Annotated in this window: 15 protein-coding genes and 6 tRNA genes; 11 read left to right on the forward strand and 10 right to left on the reverse strand. The window is 63.6% G+C overall.

What is annotated here, in order from left to right:
* Positions 1-51: 51 nt before the first annotated feature.
* Complete coding sequence (locus AB0I57_RS07375) at positions 52-2,355, forward strand: molybdopterin-dependent oxidoreductase (RefSeq protein WP_358333279.1); 2,304 nt, start codon at positions 52-54, stop codon at positions 2,353-2,355.
* Here AB0I57_RS07375 and msrB read toward each other — a convergent pair.
* The 4 genes from msrB to AB0I57_RS07395 all read right to left on the reverse strand — a co-directional run bounded on the left by msrB (position 2,315) and on the right by AB0I57_RS07395 (position 6,521).
* Positions 2,315-2,755: a peptide-methionine (R)-S-oxide reductase MsrB gene (gene msrB / locus AB0I57_RS07380; protein ID WP_358331907.1), complete on the reverse strand. Its 441-nt coding sequence runs from the start codon at positions 2,753-2,755 to the stop codon at positions 2,315-2,317. The two genes, AB0I57_RS07375 and msrB, sit on opposite strands and share 41 nt — an antisense overlap.
* Positions 2,752-4,095: a glycosyltransferase family 87 protein gene (locus AB0I57_RS07385; RefSeq protein ID WP_358331910.1), complete on the reverse strand. Its 1,344-nt coding sequence runs from the start codon at positions 4,093-4,095 to the stop codon at positions 2,752-2,754. The genes msrB and AB0I57_RS07385 overlap by 4 nt, the downstream gene beginning before the upstream one ends.
* Before the next feature lie 72 nt (positions 4,096-4,167).
* A complete protein-coding gene (locus tag AB0I57_RS07390) occupies positions 4,168-5,730 on the reverse strand; it encodes an alpha/beta fold hydrolase (RefSeq protein ID WP_358331913.1) in 1,563 nt (520 codons plus the stop codon).
* Between the two features lie 23 nt (positions 5,731-5,753).
* Positions 5,754-6,521 carry a pyrimidine reductase family protein gene (locus AB0I57_RS07395; protein ID WP_358333281.1) on the reverse strand — a complete coding sequence of 256 codons (768 nt, stop codon included), beginning with the start codon at positions 6,519-6,521 and terminating at the stop codon, positions 5,754-5,756.
* A gap of 36 nt (positions 6,522-6,557) precedes the next feature.
* Here AB0I57_RS07395 and zapE point away from each other — a divergent pair, with 36 nt between their 5' ends.
* A complete protein-coding gene (zapE, locus tag AB0I57_RS07400) occupies positions 6,558-7,574 on the forward strand; it encodes a cell division protein ZapE (protein WP_358331916.1) in 1,017 nt (338 codons plus the stop codon).
* A 9-nt stretch (positions 7,575-7,583) separates the two neighbouring features.
* Here zapE and AB0I57_RS07405 read toward each other — a convergent pair whose 3' ends face one another.
* Positions 7,584-8,114, reverse strand: coding sequence for a GNAT family N-acetyltransferase (locus tag AB0I57_RS07405; RefSeq protein WP_358331919.1), 531 nt, complete (start codon positions 8,112-8,114; stop codon positions 7,584-7,586).
* A gap of 535 nt (positions 8,115-8,649) precedes the next feature.
* Here AB0I57_RS07405 and AB0I57_RS07410 point away from each other — a divergent pair.
* Positions 8,650-9,150, forward strand: coding sequence for a 2-isopropylmalate synthase (locus AB0I57_RS07410; protein ID WP_358331922.1), 501 nt, complete (start codon positions 8,650-8,652; stop codon positions 9,148-9,150).
* A gap of 69 nt (positions 9,151-9,219) precedes the next feature.
* On the opposite strand, the gene AB0I57_RS07415 is transcribed toward AB0I57_RS07410, so the two are convergent.
* From AB0I57_RS07415 to AB0I57_RS07435, 5 genes are all read right to left on the reverse strand, one after another.
* A tRNA-Val gene (locus AB0I57_RS07415) sits at positions 9,220-9,294 on the reverse strand.
* A 16-nt stretch (positions 9,295-9,310) separates the two neighbouring features.
* Positions 9,311-9,383: transfer RNA gene (locus AB0I57_RS07420), tRNA-Gly, on the reverse strand.
* A 55-nt stretch (positions 9,384-9,438) separates the two neighbouring features.
* Positions 9,439-9,513 (reverse strand) — tRNA-Val (locus AB0I57_RS07425).
* A 1-nt stretch (position 9,514) separates the two neighbouring features.
* Positions 9,515-9,585 (reverse strand) — tRNA-Cys (locus AB0I57_RS07430).
* Between the two features lie 24 nt (positions 9,586-9,609).
* Positions 9,610-9,682 (reverse strand) — tRNA-Gly (locus AB0I57_RS07435).
* Between the two features lie 241 nt (positions 9,683-9,923).
* Here AB0I57_RS07435 and AB0I57_RS07440 point away from each other — a divergent pair.
* From AB0I57_RS07440 to AB0I57_RS07475, 8 genes are all read left to right on the forward strand, one after another.
* Positions 9,924-9,995 (forward strand) — tRNA-Val (locus tag AB0I57_RS07440).
* A 236-nt stretch (positions 9,996-10,231) separates the two neighbouring features.
* Entirely contained in the window at positions 10,232-10,624 is a 393-nt protein-coding gene (locus AB0I57_RS07445) for a TIGR02611 family protein (RefSeq protein ID WP_358333284.1), read from the forward strand.
* 94 nt (positions 10,625-10,718) lie between these two features.
* Positions 10,719-12,776, forward strand: a complete 2,058-nt coding sequence (thrS, locus tag AB0I57_RS07450) for a threonine--tRNA ligase (RefSeq protein WP_358331925.1) — start codon at positions 10,719-10,721, stop codon at positions 12,774-12,776.
* 5 nt (positions 12,777-12,781) lie between these two features.
* Positions 12,782-13,363, forward strand: coding sequence for an HIT domain-containing protein (locus AB0I57_RS07455; protein ID WP_358331928.1), 582 nt, complete (start codon positions 12,782-12,784; stop codon positions 13,361-13,363).
* Between the two features lie 71 nt (positions 13,364-13,434).
* Entirely contained in the window at positions 13,435-14,100 is a 666-nt protein-coding gene (pgsA, locus tag AB0I57_RS07460) for a phosphatidylinositol phosphate synthase (RefSeq protein ID WP_358331931.1), read from the forward strand.
* Positions 14,097-14,999 carry a phosphatidylinositol mannoside acyltransferase gene (locus tag AB0I57_RS07465; RefSeq protein ID WP_358331933.1) on the forward strand — a complete coding sequence of 301 codons (903 nt, stop codon included), beginning with the start codon at positions 14,097-14,099 and terminating at the stop codon, positions 14,997-14,999. The genes pgsA and AB0I57_RS07465 overlap by 4 nt, the downstream gene beginning before the upstream one ends.
* Positions 14,996-16,123 carry a glycosyltransferase family 4 protein gene (locus AB0I57_RS07470; protein ID WP_358331936.1) on the forward strand — a complete coding sequence of 376 codons (1,128 nt, stop codon included), beginning with the start codon at positions 14,996-14,998 and terminating at the stop codon, positions 16,121-16,123. The genes AB0I57_RS07465 and AB0I57_RS07470 overlap by 4 nt, the downstream gene beginning before the upstream one ends.
* Positions 16,120-17,142: an NUDIX domain-containing protein gene (locus AB0I57_RS07475; protein WP_358331939.1), complete on the forward strand. Its 1,023-nt coding sequence runs from the start codon at positions 16,120-16,122 to the stop codon at positions 17,140-17,142. The genes AB0I57_RS07470 and AB0I57_RS07475 overlap by 4 nt, the downstream gene beginning before the upstream one ends.
* Positions 17,143-17,203: the final 61 nt, after the last annotated feature.

The raw sequence follows: 17,203 nt of genomic DNA on the forward strand, positions 1-17,203 counted from the left end.
GAGACAGTGCCGGACGCTAACCGGGCACAGCAGGTGGTCCGCCGCCAACATATGTCGCACTGGGGCATGTTCGAAGCCGAGGCGGCGGGGGGTGAAGTCGTCGCCGCGCACCCGCACACCGGCGACGCGGACCCGTCACCAGTGCTCGGCAACATAGCCGGGTCGGTTCGTCACAAGGCGCGGATCACGGGGCCCGCAGTGCGTCGGGGCTGGCTCGAGAACGGTCCGGGACCGACCAGCGAACGCGGCAGCGACGAGTTCGTGTCGGTTGAGTGGGAAGAGCTGACCGAGCGCCTGGCGGACGAATTGCGAAGGGTCGTAGACACTCACGGCAACAGCGCCATCTACGGCGGTTCCTACGGCTGGGCCAGTGCGGGAAGGTTTCACCACGCCCAGAGTCAGGTTCACCGGTTCCTCAACACCCTGGGCGGTTACACCCGTTCGGTCCACAGTTACTCGTTGGGTGCGACGGGTGTCGTCATGCCGAGAGTCGTCGGCACGCACTGGAAGATGTTCGCCCGCTCGACATCCTGGAAGATCATCTCTGCGCACACCGATCTCATGGTGTGTTTCGGGGGCGTCCCGCTCAAGAACACCGGCGTCAATCATGGTGGCACCAGCGATCACCCCACCCGTGGTGCGCTCGATGAGCTTCGCCGCCGTGGTGGGTCCATCGTCTCTTTCAGTCCGTTGCATGACGACCTGCACGGAGCCGGAGAACGGCACACCCCGGTGCCAGGGACCGATGTCGCAATCATGCTCGCCCTCGCTTACGTCCTCGCGACCGAAGGCCTGTGTGACGCGGCCTTCCTGGACAGTCACTGCGTCGGCTACGACCGCTTCGAGCAGTACCTGCTCGGGCGCACCGACGGTGTACCGAAATCACCGAAGTGGGCCGAGCGGATCTCCGGGATCGGCGCCGCGGAACTGGTGGCACTCGCCCGGCGAATGGCGGCGGGACGCACGATGGTGACGGTTACGTGGTCCCTGCAGCGCGTCCGGCATGGTGAGCAGGCGCCGTGGATGGGCGTAACACTCGCGGCGATGCTGGGTCAGATCGGTCTTCCAGGCGGCGGGTTCGGCCACGGCTATGGTTCCATGAACGAACCCGGGCTGGCGCCCGTTCCCTACCCACTGCCTACGCTTCCGCAGGGGCGCAATCCCGTCAGCGACTTCATTCCGGTGGCCGCCGTCTCCGACATGCTCCTCAACCCTGGTGCATCGTTCGACTACGACGGCCGGCGGCTGACGTATCCCGACATTCGGATGGTGTACTGGGCGGGCGGAAATCCATTCCACCACCACCAGAACATCGGACGACTGCGCCGTGCACTCGCCAAGCCGGACACGATTGTCGTCCACGACCCCTACTGGACGCCGATGGCCAGACACGCGGACATCGTGGTCCCGTCCACCACTTCCCTCGAGCGGAACGACATCAGTTGCACCCGCAACGACCCCCTGCTCGTTGCCATGCATGCCGCGGTCGAGTCGTACGCCGACGCTCGAGACGATTACGACACGTTCGCCGGCCTGGCCGAAAGACTCGGGGTGGGTGAGAAGTTCACGGAATCTCGGTCCTCCGAACAGTGGCTCGAGCACCTGTACGGTCAGTGGCGGGACTTCGTCCACGCAGACGGTGTATCCGCGCCGAGTTTCGACGAGTTCTGGGCTCGGGGACACGTGCGGATGAGGACCGAGGACGATCTGATCCTGTTCGGTGACTTCCGGTCGGATCCGGAGCGCAACCCCCTCGACACCCCCAGTGGGAAGATCGAGATCTTCTCGGAAGACATCGACGGGTTCGGCTACGAAGATTGTGCAGGCCACCCTCGCTGGTACGAGCCGGAAGAATGGCTGGGAGGTCGTCGGGCACAGCACTTCCCGCTGCACCTGATCGCCAACCAGCCACGCACCCGTCTGCACAGCCAACTCGACCACGGCACCGCCAGTCAGAAGTCGAAGGTCCGGGACCGTGAACCGCTACGGATCCATCCCGACGACGCCGAGGCCCGGATGCTCGAGACCGGAGACGTCGCGCGCGTGTTCAACGATCGCGGTGCGTGCCTCGCCGGTGTGATCGTCGATGACGGGGTCCGCCGCGGTGTGGTGCAACTGTCCACGGGCGCCTGGTACGACCCACTCGACCCAGGTGACCCCGATTCACTCTGCGTGCACGGAAACCCGAACGTGCTGACTGCGGACGTGGGGACGTCATCGCTTGCCCACGGCAGCACGGGTCAGCATGTGCTCGTCGAGATCGAACGATACGAAGGCGAATTGCCGCCGATCCGCGCGTTCGACCCTCCCACGATCATCGGCCGGTCGGCTGTAGAACCAGTGAGATCGAATTGATGCAGTACCGCTGATCTGTGGGGGTGGGGTAGCCCTCTCCCTCGAAGACGTGCCCGAGGTGGCTGTGACACCTGGCGCAGACCACCTCGGTACGCCTCATGCCGAGCGAATTGTCCTCGCGGAGGACGACCGCATCCGAGTCCGCGGGATCGAAGAACGACGGCCAACCACAGTGGGATTCGAATTTCTCCGTGCTGCGGAACAATTCGGCGTCACACGCCCTGCAGCGGTAGACGCCCTCCGTCGTCGTGTCGGTGTACTCGCCGACAAAGGGGCGCTCGGTACCGGCCTCGCGTAGCACCGCGTACTCTGCGGGCGTCAGTTTCTCGCGCCACTCACGGTCGGAGAGGACGATCTCCGGAGACGACTGCGCGGAGCCGTCCTGCGGCTTCGAAGTCATGGTTCCACGCTAATACTTTTGGCGGCGCTCGGCTGTTTCTCCGAGCTTGCCTTCGACGATGGCTGGTCGCCGGCCGACTCGGCTGCGGGCTGTTCGCCCGTTTCGGAGGTGCGGTGCTTCTCGTTCGGTTCGAGTAAGAAGGCCGGGTCGATTCCCTGGTCGAGTCGACCTTCACGCCGCGCGAGGACATAACGGACGCCCAGCACGCCGAAGATCACCAACAGAAGCAGGCTCCACCCGAGTGTGGTCTTCATGTACTCGGCAGTACGACCGGCTTCCGGGAACCGATTCGACAGCCAGCTGTCATAACTCATGAACCCGTATACCGCCAGCCACGCCGGCCAGTTCCGCATCACCGAATTCTTGAGCACCACTGACATCAGGAGTGGGAACAGCATCATCGAGTAGTACATCTGGCCGAGCGACAAGAGCAGGAACGACGCCGTCAGTAGAACGCCCGACGTGGTGACCACGAAGAACAGTTCGTCGTGTCGGTAGTAGCGGTAGAGCAACCACAGAGACGCGAGCACCATGGCGGCGAAGGCGCCGCGGAGTCCCCAGATCATGGCGGTGGGGAGGCCGTAGTACTTCCCGTTGCCGACTATCGAGCTGTTGAAGTAGTCGCGCGACTCCATCAGGTACGGCAGCGTGTGGCGCACGAAGTCCATCGGATCCGCGGACAGCGGCCACGCCACGGCAGTGAGGATGACCGGGATGCCGATGGCGGTGACGAAGACCTTCCACTGCCCCCGTACCAGTGGTAGGAGCATGAGCGGGGCCAGGATCGGTTTTACCGCGAAGGTCAGCCCGATCGCCGCCCCGGACCAGAGGTCCTTCCGCTTCATCAGCAAGACGAGGAATCCGATCTCGCCGAGCAGCACGAGGCCGTTGATGTTGGTGAAGACGAGCGTGTTCGTGACCGTCTCGGAAGAAAATGTGCCGAGCAACAGGATCGGGGCCGCAATAGAGTCCAAACCCAGGCCGAACATGCGCAGAAGCAGATACAGGGCGATGAGAATGGCGATCGCGTTCGCGAGGATGAACAACCAGCGAGATCTCTCCGGGTCGATCACCGCGATAGGTGCCATCAGCAATGTGCCGGACGGGGGGTAGAGGTAGTGCGGATCCACCCAGTCGAAATTGGCGGTGTACACGGGGCGTCCGTTGAGGAATGCCAGCGCCGCGTTGTAGACGGGTCGGAAGTCGTCGGTGATGTAGCCGTTGACCGCCTTGACGAATACTCGATGCAGCACGGTCATGATGGCGATCGGCCACAGCGCGAAGCTGATTACCTCGGTGGCGGTCCGCCCGGTGCGTGGTTCGAGTCGTCGAAGGAACACTACGGCACGGTACACCGAGAACCTCTGACGTGCGGCGTCGCACCCCCATTGGAGGGCTGAGCGGCCCTCGATCTATGCGGGACAGACGCCACCGTCCGGTGGCAGGACGCCGTCGGCCAGGTAGGCGATGATCGCGTTCTGCGCGCAGTCCGACTGTGTAGCCGGGTGGCCGCTGCCGTGCCAGGTCAGTGTGGCTGTGGTTGCCCCCGCGCCCGACACGACCCCGGTTACGAGTCCGGTACCTGCGTTCCCGACGAGTGGGTCGGCGACGCCGTCGAGCACCAGTACCGGCATGTTCAGTTCACCGGGCAGTGCAGGTGGCGCGGTCGCAGGCCACGACGAGCATTCCAGCAGCGCGACGGCAGCGCTCGGTCCGAACAGGGGGAATTGCTCTCCCCACTGATTCTGCAGTTCCCTGGCTCGGTCGGGCCCCGGCCACTGCTGGCCGTCGGTGCATCGTGTGATCAGCTGGCCATCACTGTCCAGCAGGTCGTCGGCCTGGCCGGCGAGTGCAAGCAAAGATGTGGGGTCGCCCGCCACTGCGCTCGACACCGCGTCGGACAGCCCGCGGACGCGAGCGAGTCGGTCGCCACCGGGAGCGGCGAGGACGCCGGTCACGGCGCTCAGAAGTGTGTTCGTCGAGACACGCGGGATCTGCCCGTTCGATGCGCGGGCCACGGCATCGCTCATCGCTGCGCGAGGATCGGCGCCGAGGGAGCAGTTCAGCGCTGTGCACTGACTGACGAAGACGTCGAACGCCGATTCCAGACCGGTGAGTCTTTGCTCGGTGGCGGTTGCGGCATCCACGGCGGTCGCCGCAGGGGAGTCGAGGACGAGTCTCCCGACGCGGTCCGGGTATTTGGCGGCGTAGCTGAGTGCGACGGCACTACCGTTGCCTGCGGCCAGAAGCCCGATGGAGTCGACGTCCCAAATTCTCCTCAGTGCCTCGATGTCGTCGGCGGCGTGGGTGCTGTCGAACGCCAGTTCCTGTGGTTGCAGGTAGTCGGTGCACACGATGGTTGCCTCCCGGCCGAGAGCGGCCACCTTGTCGACCTGGTCACCGGGTGCAGGATCGAACTGTCCGAGATCGGCCAGGCCACGCCGGAGCTCGGGTGTGAGGCATTCGATCTCCTGGGAGGCCCCTATGCCGCGCCGGTCGAGGGCGACCACCGGGCGCGTGGATAGCAGCGGCCTCAGGTCGCCGGTGCTCATCGCAGCGAGTGTTGCGGTCGATGGTCGATCCGATCCGGAAGTGAACACCAGCGGTGCTTCGTTCTCGGGTGTATCGGCGAGCCGCGCCCGCAGCGCGCCCATTGTGAATGTGCCGGGCAGGGCGCCGCTCTCGTCGACGGCGGCCTGGTACGAGGCACATTCGAAGATGAGGTCGGACGGTGGCGTGGTTGGCTGGTCCAACGCCTCGATGGTGCTCTGTGTGCAGTCGAACCACGTCAGATCAGTGTTCGGGATCTCGAGATCCGGCAGCGCAACCCTGGGGTTCACGGTTTCGGGCGCCGTAATGGCGGGCTCACTGCCGCCGCCTTCGTGCTCAACGGCCACGTGCGGCCGGATGGACGGCCCTGCACCGCATGCGCTGGACACCAAGAGAACTATCGCGAGCATCACCGGTCTGCGCATGCGGAACACCCTGCCAGGTTGCATCACGGTAGGGGCAGCCGCACCCACTTCGTGAGGACGGTGCCGTCTGCGTCGGTGAGAACATGCGCTGGAGTCATCGCGGTGACCTGGGCATGCGGTGAGGTGGCGATACGGCCTGCGGTTCCGCCGGCGAGCACTGGTGCGGTGGTGATGCAGAGCTCGTCGACGGCACCATCGACGGCAAGCCGGCCGAACAGGCTCGGCCCGCCTTCGCAGAGCACCCGGCGCATCCCCAACCCGTCCAGTGCGGTGATCAGCCCGGCGGTGGTGACCTCATGTTCGCCGGCCGTCACCACGTGTGCTCCCGCGTTCGCCAGGTCGGCTATCCGTGCAATGTCGGCGTTCGAGCAGGTGATGACGATTGGTGCGACCTCGGGTTGGTCGAACAGGCGTGAGTGCAGGTCGAGATGGGCGCGGGCAGAGACGACGGCGACCGGTGGCGATTCCGACATGCCCGACTCGATTCGACGCCTTCGACCCTCGGGGCCGATGCGCACGCTTCCGTAGTCCTCGGCTCGCACTGTTCCAGCGCCGACGACTACGACGTCGGCCAACTCGCGCAGCGTGTCGTAGACCCGCTTGTCAGCGGGGGTTCCGAGCGGTCCGCTGAGACCCTCGACGGAGACGGCTCCGTCGATGCTGCACACGAAATTGGCGCGGATCCACGGACGGGGGAGATCCGCCGGGTAACTGTAGAGGTCGCGCAGATCACCATCGGTCAGCTCATCGCTGCCTGATGTGAAGTGCGTCCCAATATTTGCACGGCGCATGTAATTGATCTCATCACGTCGCATACGCTTTCGTGTATGCATGCACGCCTCGTCGATCGCAGCCCGGTGGTGCCTGCGGATCAGTTGGTAGCTCAGATGGTGCCGCCGGCCACGTTCGACGAGGTGAGCTTCGCTTCGTATATACCGGATCCCGCAGAACCGAGCCAGGCCGCTGCGGTCGAGAAGACTCGGGAATTCGCGAGGAAACTGGCAAAGGTTCGCGGCGGCGCGCGACGAGGCCTGTTCGGCCGGAAGGCTCAGGCAGTCGGTGCCGGTCTCTACCTCGATGGCGGTTTCGGTGTCGGGAAGACCCACCTCCTGGCGTCGATCTTCCACAGTGCCCCGGCGCCCAAGGCGATGGGCACCTTCGTCGAGTTGACCCATGTCGTGGGCGCGCTCGGCTTCAACAAGGTTGTCGAGGAACTGTCTGAACACAGCGTCGTCTGTATCGACGAGTTCGAACTCGACGACCCGGGCGACACCATGCTGATATCTCGGTTGTTGTCGGAGCTGTCGGCCCGCGGCGTCTCTATCGCCGCGACCTCGAACACGCTGCCGGGTCAACTCGGCGAGGGCCGGTTTGCGGCGCAGGACTTCTTGCGCGAGATAAAGAAGCTGGGCTCGATCTTCGAGACGATTCGGGTCGACGGGCCCGACTATCGTCACCGCGATCTACCGCCGGCCCCTGACCCGCTGACGTCGGCGGAACTCCTCGAGCGCGCCGAGAGCATCCCAGGCGCCACCTTCGACGATTTCGACGAACTGTGCAAGCACCTCGGCACGCTGCATCCGTCCCGCTACAACAAGCTCGTCGAGGGCATTCCTGCCGTCTTCCTCGACGAGATCCACCCCGCGGAGGACCAGTCGGTGGCTTTGCGACTGGTAGTCCTGGCTGACCGGCTGTACGACGCGGGCATTCCGGTCGCCGTGTCGGGCGCCAAGCTCGACACGATCTTCACACCAGAGATGCTTGCCGGTGGATATCGGAAGAAATACCTGCGCGCCACCTCGCGACTTCTCGCTCTCTCACGCTTCGAAGTCGCCGCCGGCTGAGTCTTCGCGTCACACTGCCCGCTGCATGACGAAGTCATGGTGCAGTTGGGTTCCCACACCGAACGTTCTGGTTCCTACCTTCACGAATCCGTGTTTCTCGTAGAACTTCTGTGCGCGAATGTTCTGCTGGTTCACGCCAAGCCACAGTCCAGCACACCCGGCGGCGGCGGCGCGTTCGACGATCGCGTCCATCATTGCGGACGCCACTCCGGTCCCGTGACTGCCGGGGAGCACATACAGCTTGCTGATCTCTTGGGTCGGACGCAGTGACACCATCTTGCCCAACTCAGGGTCGGACGGCTCGCCTGCGATCAGCATGGCATAGCCGACGATCGATCCGTCGTGTGTGACCTTCAGGACCGTGCGGTTCGGGTCGGTGAGGTACTCGGAGAACCGTTCGGCCGACAGAACGTCGTCGATGAACGTGGCGACGTCGTCCTGTGTCGCGTGGGGCGGACAGGCAAGCGGGAAGGTGGCCGCGGCGACATCGGCAATCGCTTCCGAATCCCAGATGCCGGCCGGGTTGATTTCGACAGTCACAACTGATTTACCATGCCCTTCGGTTCCTTGAGTGCCGTTCCTCACTGTCCACTAGAAGCGTCAGCGCCGCAACCATTCTCACTCTCGCTGCCGGTTCGTGGGTTGTTCGCCGGGTGATGACGGGCAGATCCGAAATCCGGACCGACTCGTCGGTGCCTTCCGGGCCTGCGGCCGAACCCGCGTTCGAGTCGGCCAGGAAGGGTGACGTGAGTCACTCCATCCACTACACTTCGGGATTGCAATTATTAGCAACACTCATTAGCAACCCTAGGAGAGGAGACGATCCGAGAAGAAGGAAATCGTAACGCAGTGTTCGGTCAGCGTCCGGTCAGAGCTGATCGATGGGGGGCACACGGTCACTCCAAAAAGTGAACGCACGGGCTTGTCTTGTCGGCCGGGTGTCACCTACAGTGTCACGCATGCAGCTCATCCTCGTAGTACTCCGCCGTAGCGGGGTCTGATTCGGACCGACCCCTCGCTGCGGGTCGTTGTGAGCTACGAGTTGGTCCTCTCTTCGTTCAGGAAGACCGTGAGCATGAGCACTTCTAATACCAATTCCGCTATATCTTTCCCGTCGGCCTGTCTGTCGAGTCGAGAAGCCGACCCCTTTGCTGCACGCCACCACAAGTCGTTGCCTGAGGCGCTGCGGAACGAATCGGCCGGAATGAACTGGTCGTCGTTCGAGCACACGTATGCGCCGGCGAACGGATCGTTCCGACTGGGCCGTTGGTCGGAGACGAAGTGTGGTTCGGGGATCTCGGACTTCGAGGCAACTCTCGGGATCGGCGAATCGATCCGCAACCTCGGAGCACGCGCGTGCGGCCCTGTCGCCGCCATGACCTCGATGTTGCACGATGTCGGATGCTCGATCGAGATCTTGTCGTTCCACCAACACGAGATCGGGCACCGCGTTGCGACTTTTCTTCTCTGCGAGTGCGGCGGAACCAGACTGTGGGCGATGGGAATCGACGAGTCCTGTACGGGATCGACTCTCCGCGCGATGATTTCCGGCGCCAACCGGTTTCAGTCGGACTGACGAAAAACGGAAAAAAACAGTTCAGCTCCTCGCGATGACCTGGAGCTGAACTGTTCTGTCGGTCTGAAATGGTGCGCAATACTGGGATTGAACCAGTGACCTCTTCCGTGTCAGGGAAGCGCTCTCCCGCTGAGCTAATCGCGCAAGATCATGAATGGAGAGCGGACGACGGGATTCGAACCCGCGACCCCAACCTTGGCAAGGTTGTGCGCTACCAGCTGCGCCACGTCCGCAGTCACGAAGCCCCTGTCACAGAGTCTCCGCTGTCGAGCTGTCCTACATCCATCTTGGTGCGCGATACTGGGATTGAACCAGTGACCTCTTCCGTGTCAGGGAAGCGCTCTCCCGCTGAGCTAATCGCGCGAGGTGGAGACGGGAATCGAACCCGTGTGCACGGCTTTGCAGGCCGTTGCCTCACCACTCGGCCACTCCACCGTGAAGGTTGAGTCCAACCTCTCGAGCGGACGACGGGATTCGAACCCGCGACCCCAACCTTGGCAAGGTTGTGCGCTACCAGCTGCGCCACGTCCGCATGCACCATGTCGATCAGCGAGGATGTTCTCCGTGGTGCGGTTGAGAACATTAGCCGACCATCCGTGAATCTCACAAATCTGCAGGTCAATGGATTGTGCACCGAGCTTGCGTGGACGCTGCCCGGTTGTAGCCCCTCCAGGCGGGTGCCGCTGTGAATCTCGGCGCCAGGATTTTCGTTCGGCCGCTCGGCCGTGTTAGTGTTCCAACTCGTTCGAGCGTGCGCTTTTGGAGCGTCTCGAGGTCCCGTGGCTCAGTGGAAGAGCGTCCCGTTCACACCGGGGAGGTCGCTGGTTCGATCCCAGCCGGGACCACCGAGTGGAAAAACGAGGGCGTTTCCGGCATCGGGATCGTCCTCTTTTTACTTTCGTGTGCAATCAGCCGAAAGGCGACATGGATTTAGTCCGGTCTGGAGACCGGCACGCCGACGGCGCAATGATGTACCGTCGCAAGTCGCGCTCGGTAAGGTGAATAGGTGACAGGTGGTGAAACAGGGCGGGGACCCGCGCTCGGGAACGCGGATGACTCGGACCTTTCCCCGTTCAATGAGGTGAAGGGCCGCTGGCACCGGTGGCGGGCGCACATCGCCGCCACACCGAGCCTCAACTTGGCGTATCGCATCGCGGTGGGCGTCATCGGTGTCCTCGTACTCGCCGCCGGCATCGTGGCGATTCCCTATCCGGGGCCCGGTTGGCTGATCGTGTTCACGGGCCTCGGAATCCTGGCGTCCGAATTCGCGTGGGCCCATCGTCTGCTGCATTTCGCGCGCGAGCGCTACGACACATTCATGGAATGGTTCTCACGAAAGTCGTTCGTAATCAAGGGAGTAGGCGTGCTGCTGACGAGTGCTGTCGTCGTCGCTACGCTGTGGCTGCTCGGAACCTTCGGTCTGGTCGGAACCTGGATAGGTCTCGACTATTCATGGTTGGAGAGCCCGCTCTGACAGGACGCGTCGTTGGACGTCGATGCTGGGCCGATAACATGGGCTGGCGCATTCACAGTGTCTGCGCCGCGTACCCACCTAGGAGAGAATCGCCGTGACCACCCCCGTACCCGTTGCCCCAGCCAGCCTCGTCCGGGTGCCGGCGGGGACTACGGTTGGAACGGCGGTTCGTGAGGCCGGCTACCCGGGTAAGGGACCTGACGCGATCGTCGTGGTCCGCGACGGTGACGGCCAACTGAAGGATCTGTCCTGGGTACCTGATGCCGACATCGAGGTCGAACCGGTGGCGGCGGATACCGAAGACGGACGGAGCGTCATCCGGCACTCTGCGGCGCACGTGCTCGCGCAGGCCGTACAACAGGAGTTTCCCGAGGCCAAGCTCGGTATCGGTCCGCCGATCAAGGACGGCTTCTACTACGACTTCGCTGTCGATCGCCCGTTTACTCCTGAGGATCTCGAGAATCTCGAGAAGCGGATGAAGAAAATCATCAAGGGATCGCAGCGTTTCTCACGGCGTGTTGTTGCTTCTCTCGAGGAAGCCCGCGCCGAGTTGGCGTCGGAGCCCTTCAAGCTCGAATTGATCGACGACAAGTCTGGAATAGACGATCCGGAGATCATGGAGGTGGGCGGCAACGAGCTCACCATCTACGACAATCTGGATCCGCGGACCGGCGAGAAGGTCTGGGGCGACCTGTGCCGTGGCCCGCACATCCCCACCACCAAGCACATCCCGGCGTTCAAGCTCACTCGCAGCTCCGCCGCGTACTGGCGCGGCAACCAGGACAACGCCGATCTGCAACGCATCTACGGGACCGCCTGGGAGTCGGTGGAGGCGCAGGATCAGCACCTCGAACTTCTCGCGGAGGCCGAGCGCCGCGACCACCGCAAGTTGGGGTCGGAGCTGGACCTGTTCAGCTTCCCGGACGAACTCGGCTCCGGTCTGCCGGTGTTCCACCCCAAGGGCGGCATCATCCGCACGGAGATGGAGGACTACTCGCGCAAGCGTCATGTGGAGGAGGGGTACGAGTTCGTCAACACCCCGCACATCACGAAGGGCCACTTGTACGAGGTCTCGGGTCACCTCGACTGGTACCGCGACGGCATGTTCCCGGCGATGCACATCGACGAGGAACGCAACGAGGACGGCACCGTGCGCAAGCCGGGCCAGGACTACTACCTCAAGCCGATGAACTGCCCGATGCACAACTTGATCTTCCGGTCCCGCGGGAGGTCGTATCGAGAACTGCCCATGCGGCTGTTCGAATTCGGCTCGGTGTATCGGTACGAGAAGTCGGGCGTCGTCCACGGGCTGACCCGGGTGCGCGGCATCACCCAGGACGACGCGCACATCTACTGCACTCGTGAACAGATGCGCGGCGAAATCGCCACCACACTTCAGTTCGTTCTCGGTCTCTTGAAGGACTACGGCCTCGACGACTTCTACCTCGAGTTGTCGACCAAGAACCCGGACAAGTTCGTTGGGGACGATGCAGCCTGGGAGGAAGCGACGGCAACACTGGCCGAGGTTGCGGAAGCATCAGGGCTCAATCTCTTGCCCGATCCGGGGGGCGCAGCGTTCTACGGTCCCAAGATCTCTGTGCAGGTCAAGGACGCCCTGGGGCGTACGTGGCAGATGTCGACCATTCAACTCGACTTCAACTTGCCTGAGCGTTTCGGCCTCGAGTACACGGCGAGCGATGGCACCAAGCAGCGTCCGGTGATGATCCACCGAGTACTCTTCGGCTCGATCGAACGGTTCTTCGGTGTGTTGACCGAGCACTATGCGGGTGCGTTTCCGGCCTGGCTCGCACCCGTTCAGGTTGTGGGCATCCCGGTGGCGGAGACCTTTGCCGATCATCTCTTCGGCGTGGTGGAGCAGTTGAAGACGGCCGGAATCCGCGCAGAGGTCGACGCGAGTGACGACCGGATGCAGAAGAAGATCTTCAACAACACCGCACAAAAGGTGCCGTTCATGCTCCTGGCGGGCGCCCGCGATGTGGAGGCCGGCGCAGTAAGCTTCCGTTTCCGTGACGGCACTCAGGTCAATTCGGTGCCTGTCGATGATGCCGTTCGCATGATCACTGATTGGGTCGCTCGTCGCGAGAATGCTTCGCCGACAGCGGAGTTGCTGCGAGCCGGTGGGGAAGCGTGACGCGCATGGCCGAAGGTGAAGAAGTGAGTGCCGACGAAATGTCGGGTGGCGTAGGGCCGCTCGTGGACCGAGGCCCGGGGGAGCCCGATCACCTTCAGCGGATCTGGTCGCCCCATCGCATGTCGTACATCGCCGAGGCCCCGAAGTCCCAAGAAGCCCTCAACGAGCCGTTCATCGCAATCCCGAAGATGGACGACGAAGAAGGGTTGATAGTGGCGCGCGGAGAGCACGTCTACGCGGTGCTCAATCTGTACCCGTACAACCCGGGTCACCTGATGATCGTGCCCTACCGCAAGGTCGCCGCGTTGGAGGACCTCACCCCTGAAGAGAGTGCCGAGCTGATGTCGTTCACTCAGCAGGCTCTGCGAGTGATGAAGCGGGTCTCACGGCCCGACGGATTCAACGTCGGCCTGAATCTGGGTCAGGCAGCCGGCGGCTCACTCGCCGAACACCTGCACCAGCACATCGTTCCTCGATGGCGCGGTGACGCCAACTTCATCACGGTACTTGCCGGGGTCAAGGTCATGCCGCAGCTGTTGCGGGAGACCAGAGAACTACTGGCACGGGCCTGGATGAGTGACCGATAAATGAATGGCGTGCGAGTTCACAGGCTTGCGCGTACGGGGTTTTGCCATGAGGTGGAGAATGGGGTGGAGCGGTGCTGAGCTTCTTCGGACGGGCATCCGTTTCCAAGGTGACGGCGCCATTGGGGAAAGCCCTTGTCAAGACCGGGCTCACCCCTGACGCGGTCACCGTAATCGGAACCGTCGCGACGGTGGCCGCGGCGGTAACGCTGTTTCCCAGCGGACATTTGTTCTGGGGAACGATGGTCATCTGGTTGTTCGTGATGTTCGACATGCTCGACGGAGCGATGGCCCGTGCCCGCGGCGGCGGGACTCGCTATGGTGCGGTGCTCGACGCCACCTGCGACAGGGTGGCTGACGGTGCAATATTCGCCGGTCTTGCCTGGTGGGCGGTGTATCACGAAAACAGCAAACCGCTGCTGGTCGCGACGCTCATCTGCCTCGTCACCTCGCAGGTGATCTCGTACGCGAAGGCGCGTGCCGAGGCGAGCGGCCTGTCCGCAGACGGTGGGCTCATCGAAAGACCCGACCGCCTGATCTTGGTGCTGGTCGGTGCGGGTGTGACCGGACTCGGAGTCCCATGGGCGATTCACGTCGCGATGTGGGTGCTCTCCGTAGGAAGCGTAATCACAGTGTTCCAACGTGTTCTCGCCGTTCGCCGGTCGGACGGGGCACGGGACGTTCTGCCCTTGCCGGCCACGGACACGACACCCGAAGACGGACGGTCGGCCTCGCAGTGAACGTCTCGGAGCGTCTGACCGACTTGGGCTACGCGACGGGCTGGCGACTGGTACGTGCTCTTCCGGAGCGAGCGGCCGTAACCGTGTTCGACAGGGCAGCGGACTTGGTCGTTCGCAGGGGTGGACCCGAGCAGCTGCGCCGAAATCTCGGCCGTGTCTTGGGCGTGCCTGCGCAGGAGGTACCGGATGCGCTCGTCCAAGCGTCGGTTCGGTCCTACGCGCGTTACTGGCGGGAGGCGTTCCGGCTTCCGTCGATGGACCTCGTGAAGACCGGAGCCGCGCTGGACTCGCTCGTCGAGGGACAAGAACACCTCGATGCCGCGATGGAAAACGGCAAGGGGGTGGTGATGGCGCTCCCGCACAGCGGCAACTGGGATATGGCCGGGGTGTGGTGTGTACAGCACTGGGGCGGACTGTCCACTGTCGCCGAGAGGTTGAAGCCCGAATCGCTGTACCAACGATTCGTGGCCTACCGGGAGGGACTCGGATTCGAGATATTCCCGCTCAGCGGGGGAGAGTCGCCTCCATTCGAAGAACTGTCGGCGCGCTTGCGAGACAACAAGATCGTCTGCCTCCTCGGTGAACGCGATCTCGCGAAGAAGGGCGTGCCTGTCACCTTCTTCGGTGAGCCGACGAGGATGCCCGCCGGTCCTGCCAGGCTTGCGATCGATACCGGGGCGCCGTTGGTGTCCGTGCATTGCTGGTTCACCGACGGTGGGTGGGGATTTCGGATCGATCCGCCGATCGACACGTCGAAAGGCGTGGCCGCTGCCACACAGGCGCTGGCGGAGAGATTCGAGACCAACATCGCGGCCCACCCAGAGGACTGGCACATGTTTCAGCCACTGTGGCTCGGCGATTTGTCGCAGGACAGGCGCTCACGCATGGAGAAGCAGTGAAGATCGGAATGGTCTGCCCGTATTCGTTCGATGTGCCGGGCGGAGTGCAGGCCCATGTCGTGGACCTGGCCGAGGTGCTGATCGAACGTGGACACAAGGTGAGCGTCTTGGCCCCTGCCTCCGACGACGTCGACCTTCCTGACTTCGTAGTCTCGGCAGGAAGAGCGCTCGCCATTCCCTACAACGGGTCGGTGGCCCGGCTCAGTTTCGGCCCGACCGCCAGCGCGCGGGTCCGACGCTGGATCTCCGACAACAATTTCGACGTTCTGCACATCCATGAGCCCAACGCGCCGAGCCTGTCGATGCTGGCGCTTCGAGTCGCCGAAGGCCCGATCGTGGCCACCTTCCACACCTCGACCACGAAGTCGTTGGTGCTGAGCACGTTCCAGGCCGTTCTTCAGCCCTATCTGGAGAAGATCAGTGGGCGGATCGCCGTATCGGAACTGGCGCGTCGCTGGCAGGTGGAAGCGCTCGGTTCCGACGCGGTCGAGATCCCCAACGGGGTCGACGTCCAGGCTTTCGCGAATGCCGAACCGCTGCCTGGATATCCGCGCGCCGGGCACACTGTCCTGTTCCTCGGCAGGTACGACGAGCCGCGCAAGGGCATGGAAGTGCTACTGAGAGCGCTTCCGACGCTCGTGGAGAAGTATCCGGACCTCGAGGTGTTGGTGGTCGGCCGCGGTGACCGGGACAAGTTGCGCCGCGCTGCGGGGCCCTTGTCCAAGCACTTGCGTCTCCTCGGCCAGGTGGATGATGCGGAGAAGGCTTCCGCATTGAGGAGCGCCGACGTGTACTGCGCGCCCAATCTCGGCGGTGAGAGCTTCGGAATCGTGCTCGTGGAAGCGATGTCAGCCGGAGCGGCGGTCGTCGCAAGCGAACTCGACGCGTTCCGGCGGGTCTTGCGGGACGGGCAGGCCGGGGTGCTGGTACCGGTAGGTGACGCGTCGGCACTCGCCGCCGGGATCGACTCGGTGCTCGGTGACCCCGAGCGCCGTGCCTCGCTCGTCGATGTCGGACGGACGATCGTCAGCGAATACGATTGGCCGGTGGTGGCCGAACAGATCCTGCGCGTATACGAGACGGTCACCGTCGGCCGCGACAGTGTTCAGGAGGTCGGTTCGTGACGCTGTCCGTGCTGACGATTCTCGTTCTCGTTCTCGTTGTAGCGGTCTTGATCGTGATCGGGCTATGGGCATACGGAACGGCGAACCGACTCGACCGTCTGCACGTGCGCTCAGATCTGAGCTGGCAAGCTCTCGATGCCGCACTCGCCCGACGAGCGGTGGTCGTGCGCGCAGCAGTCGCGGCATTGGATTCACCCGAGGGGCAGTCGCTCGCGGCGCTTGCGGTCCAGGCCGAACGGTCGGATAGGGACGAGCGAGAATCTGCGGAGAATGCATTGTCGAGCGCACTGTCGTCGTTCGACTTCGAGAGACTGCGACCTCAGTTGGTGGCCGAATTGGCGGACGCAGAAGCCAGGGTTCTGATCGCCCGCAGATTCCACAACGACGCCGTCCGTGACACGCTGGCGCTGCGGACCCGCAGGCCGGTTCGGTGGCTGCATCTCGGAGGCATGGCTCCATTGCCGACATATTTCGAGATCACCGAACGGTCGTCGTCTCCTGCGGTAACCGACGGGTTGGCACTGGATTCGGTCAGGACGTCCGCGAGAGTGGTTCTTCTCGACGACCAGGGGCGGGTCTTGCTGCTCAGGGGGCACGATCCGACCGTCCCCGACGTCTATTACTGGTTCACCGTCGGTGGTGCCGTCGAGCAGGGGGAGAACCTGCGTGCCGCGGCGGTTCGGGAGATGGCCGAGGAGACCGGGTACGTCGCCGCTGTCGATTCGCTCCGTGGACCGATGTGGCGCCGGGTGGCAGTGTTTTCCTGGAACGGTCAGCTCATCCGTTCGGAGGAGTTGTTCTTCGCGCTACGCGCAAACGGATTCGAGCCACGCCACGATGGTTTCACCGATCTCGAGGAGCGCTCGATAGCCGGCTACCGGTGGTGTACTGCGGACGAAATCCGTGAACTGTCCGAATCAGGGGAAACCGTCTATCCACGTGATCTGCCAGACTTGCTGGACGAGGCAGGTGTGGTGGCCTCGGCCGCACACGATCCAGAGGTGCGCGCGATAACGTGAGCCCGGCCTGCGCAGCCCGAGAAAGCCAGAGAAAGCCGACTGGCTACGGCTCCGCGCGACC

It is taken from the genome of Rhodococcus sp. NPDC049939 (assembly GCF_040656415.1).
In the GTDB taxonomy this organism is placed as follows: domain Bacteria; phylum Actinomycetota; class Actinomycetes; order Mycobacteriales; family Mycobacteriaceae; genus Rhodococcus_F.

What these genes read in the sequence shown, in the direction of transcription:
- AB0I57_RS07375 (WP_358333279.1), top strand. Translation starts at nt 52, where the DNA reads ATGTCGCACTGGGGCATGTTCGAAGCCGAGGCGGCGGGGGGTGAAGTC.
- msrB (WP_358331907.1), bottom strand. Translation starts at nt 2,755, where the DNA reads ATGACTTCGAAGCCGCAGGACGGCTCCGCGCAGTCGTCTCCGGAGATC.
- AB0I57_RS07390 (WP_358331913.1), bottom strand. Translation starts at nt 5,730, where the DNA reads ATGCGCAGACCGGTGATGCTCGCGATAGTTCTCTTGGTGTCCAGCGCA.
- AB0I57_RS07395 (WP_358333281.1), bottom strand. Translation starts at nt 6,521, where the DNA reads ATGCGCCGTGCAAATATTGGGACGCACTTCACATCAGGCAGCGATGAG.
- zapE (WP_358331916.1), top strand. Translation starts at nt 6,558, where the DNA reads ATGCATGCACGCCTCGTCGATCGCAGCCCGGTGGTGCCTGCGGATCAG.
- AB0I57_RS07410 (WP_358331922.1), top strand. Translation starts at nt 8,650, where the DNA reads ATGAGCACTTCTAATACCAATTCCGCTATATCTTTCCCGTCGGCCTGT.
- AB0I57_RS07455 (WP_358331928.1), top strand. Translation starts at nt 12,782, where the DNA reads ATGGCCGAAGGTGAAGAAGTGAGTGCCGACGAAATGTCGGGTGGCGTA.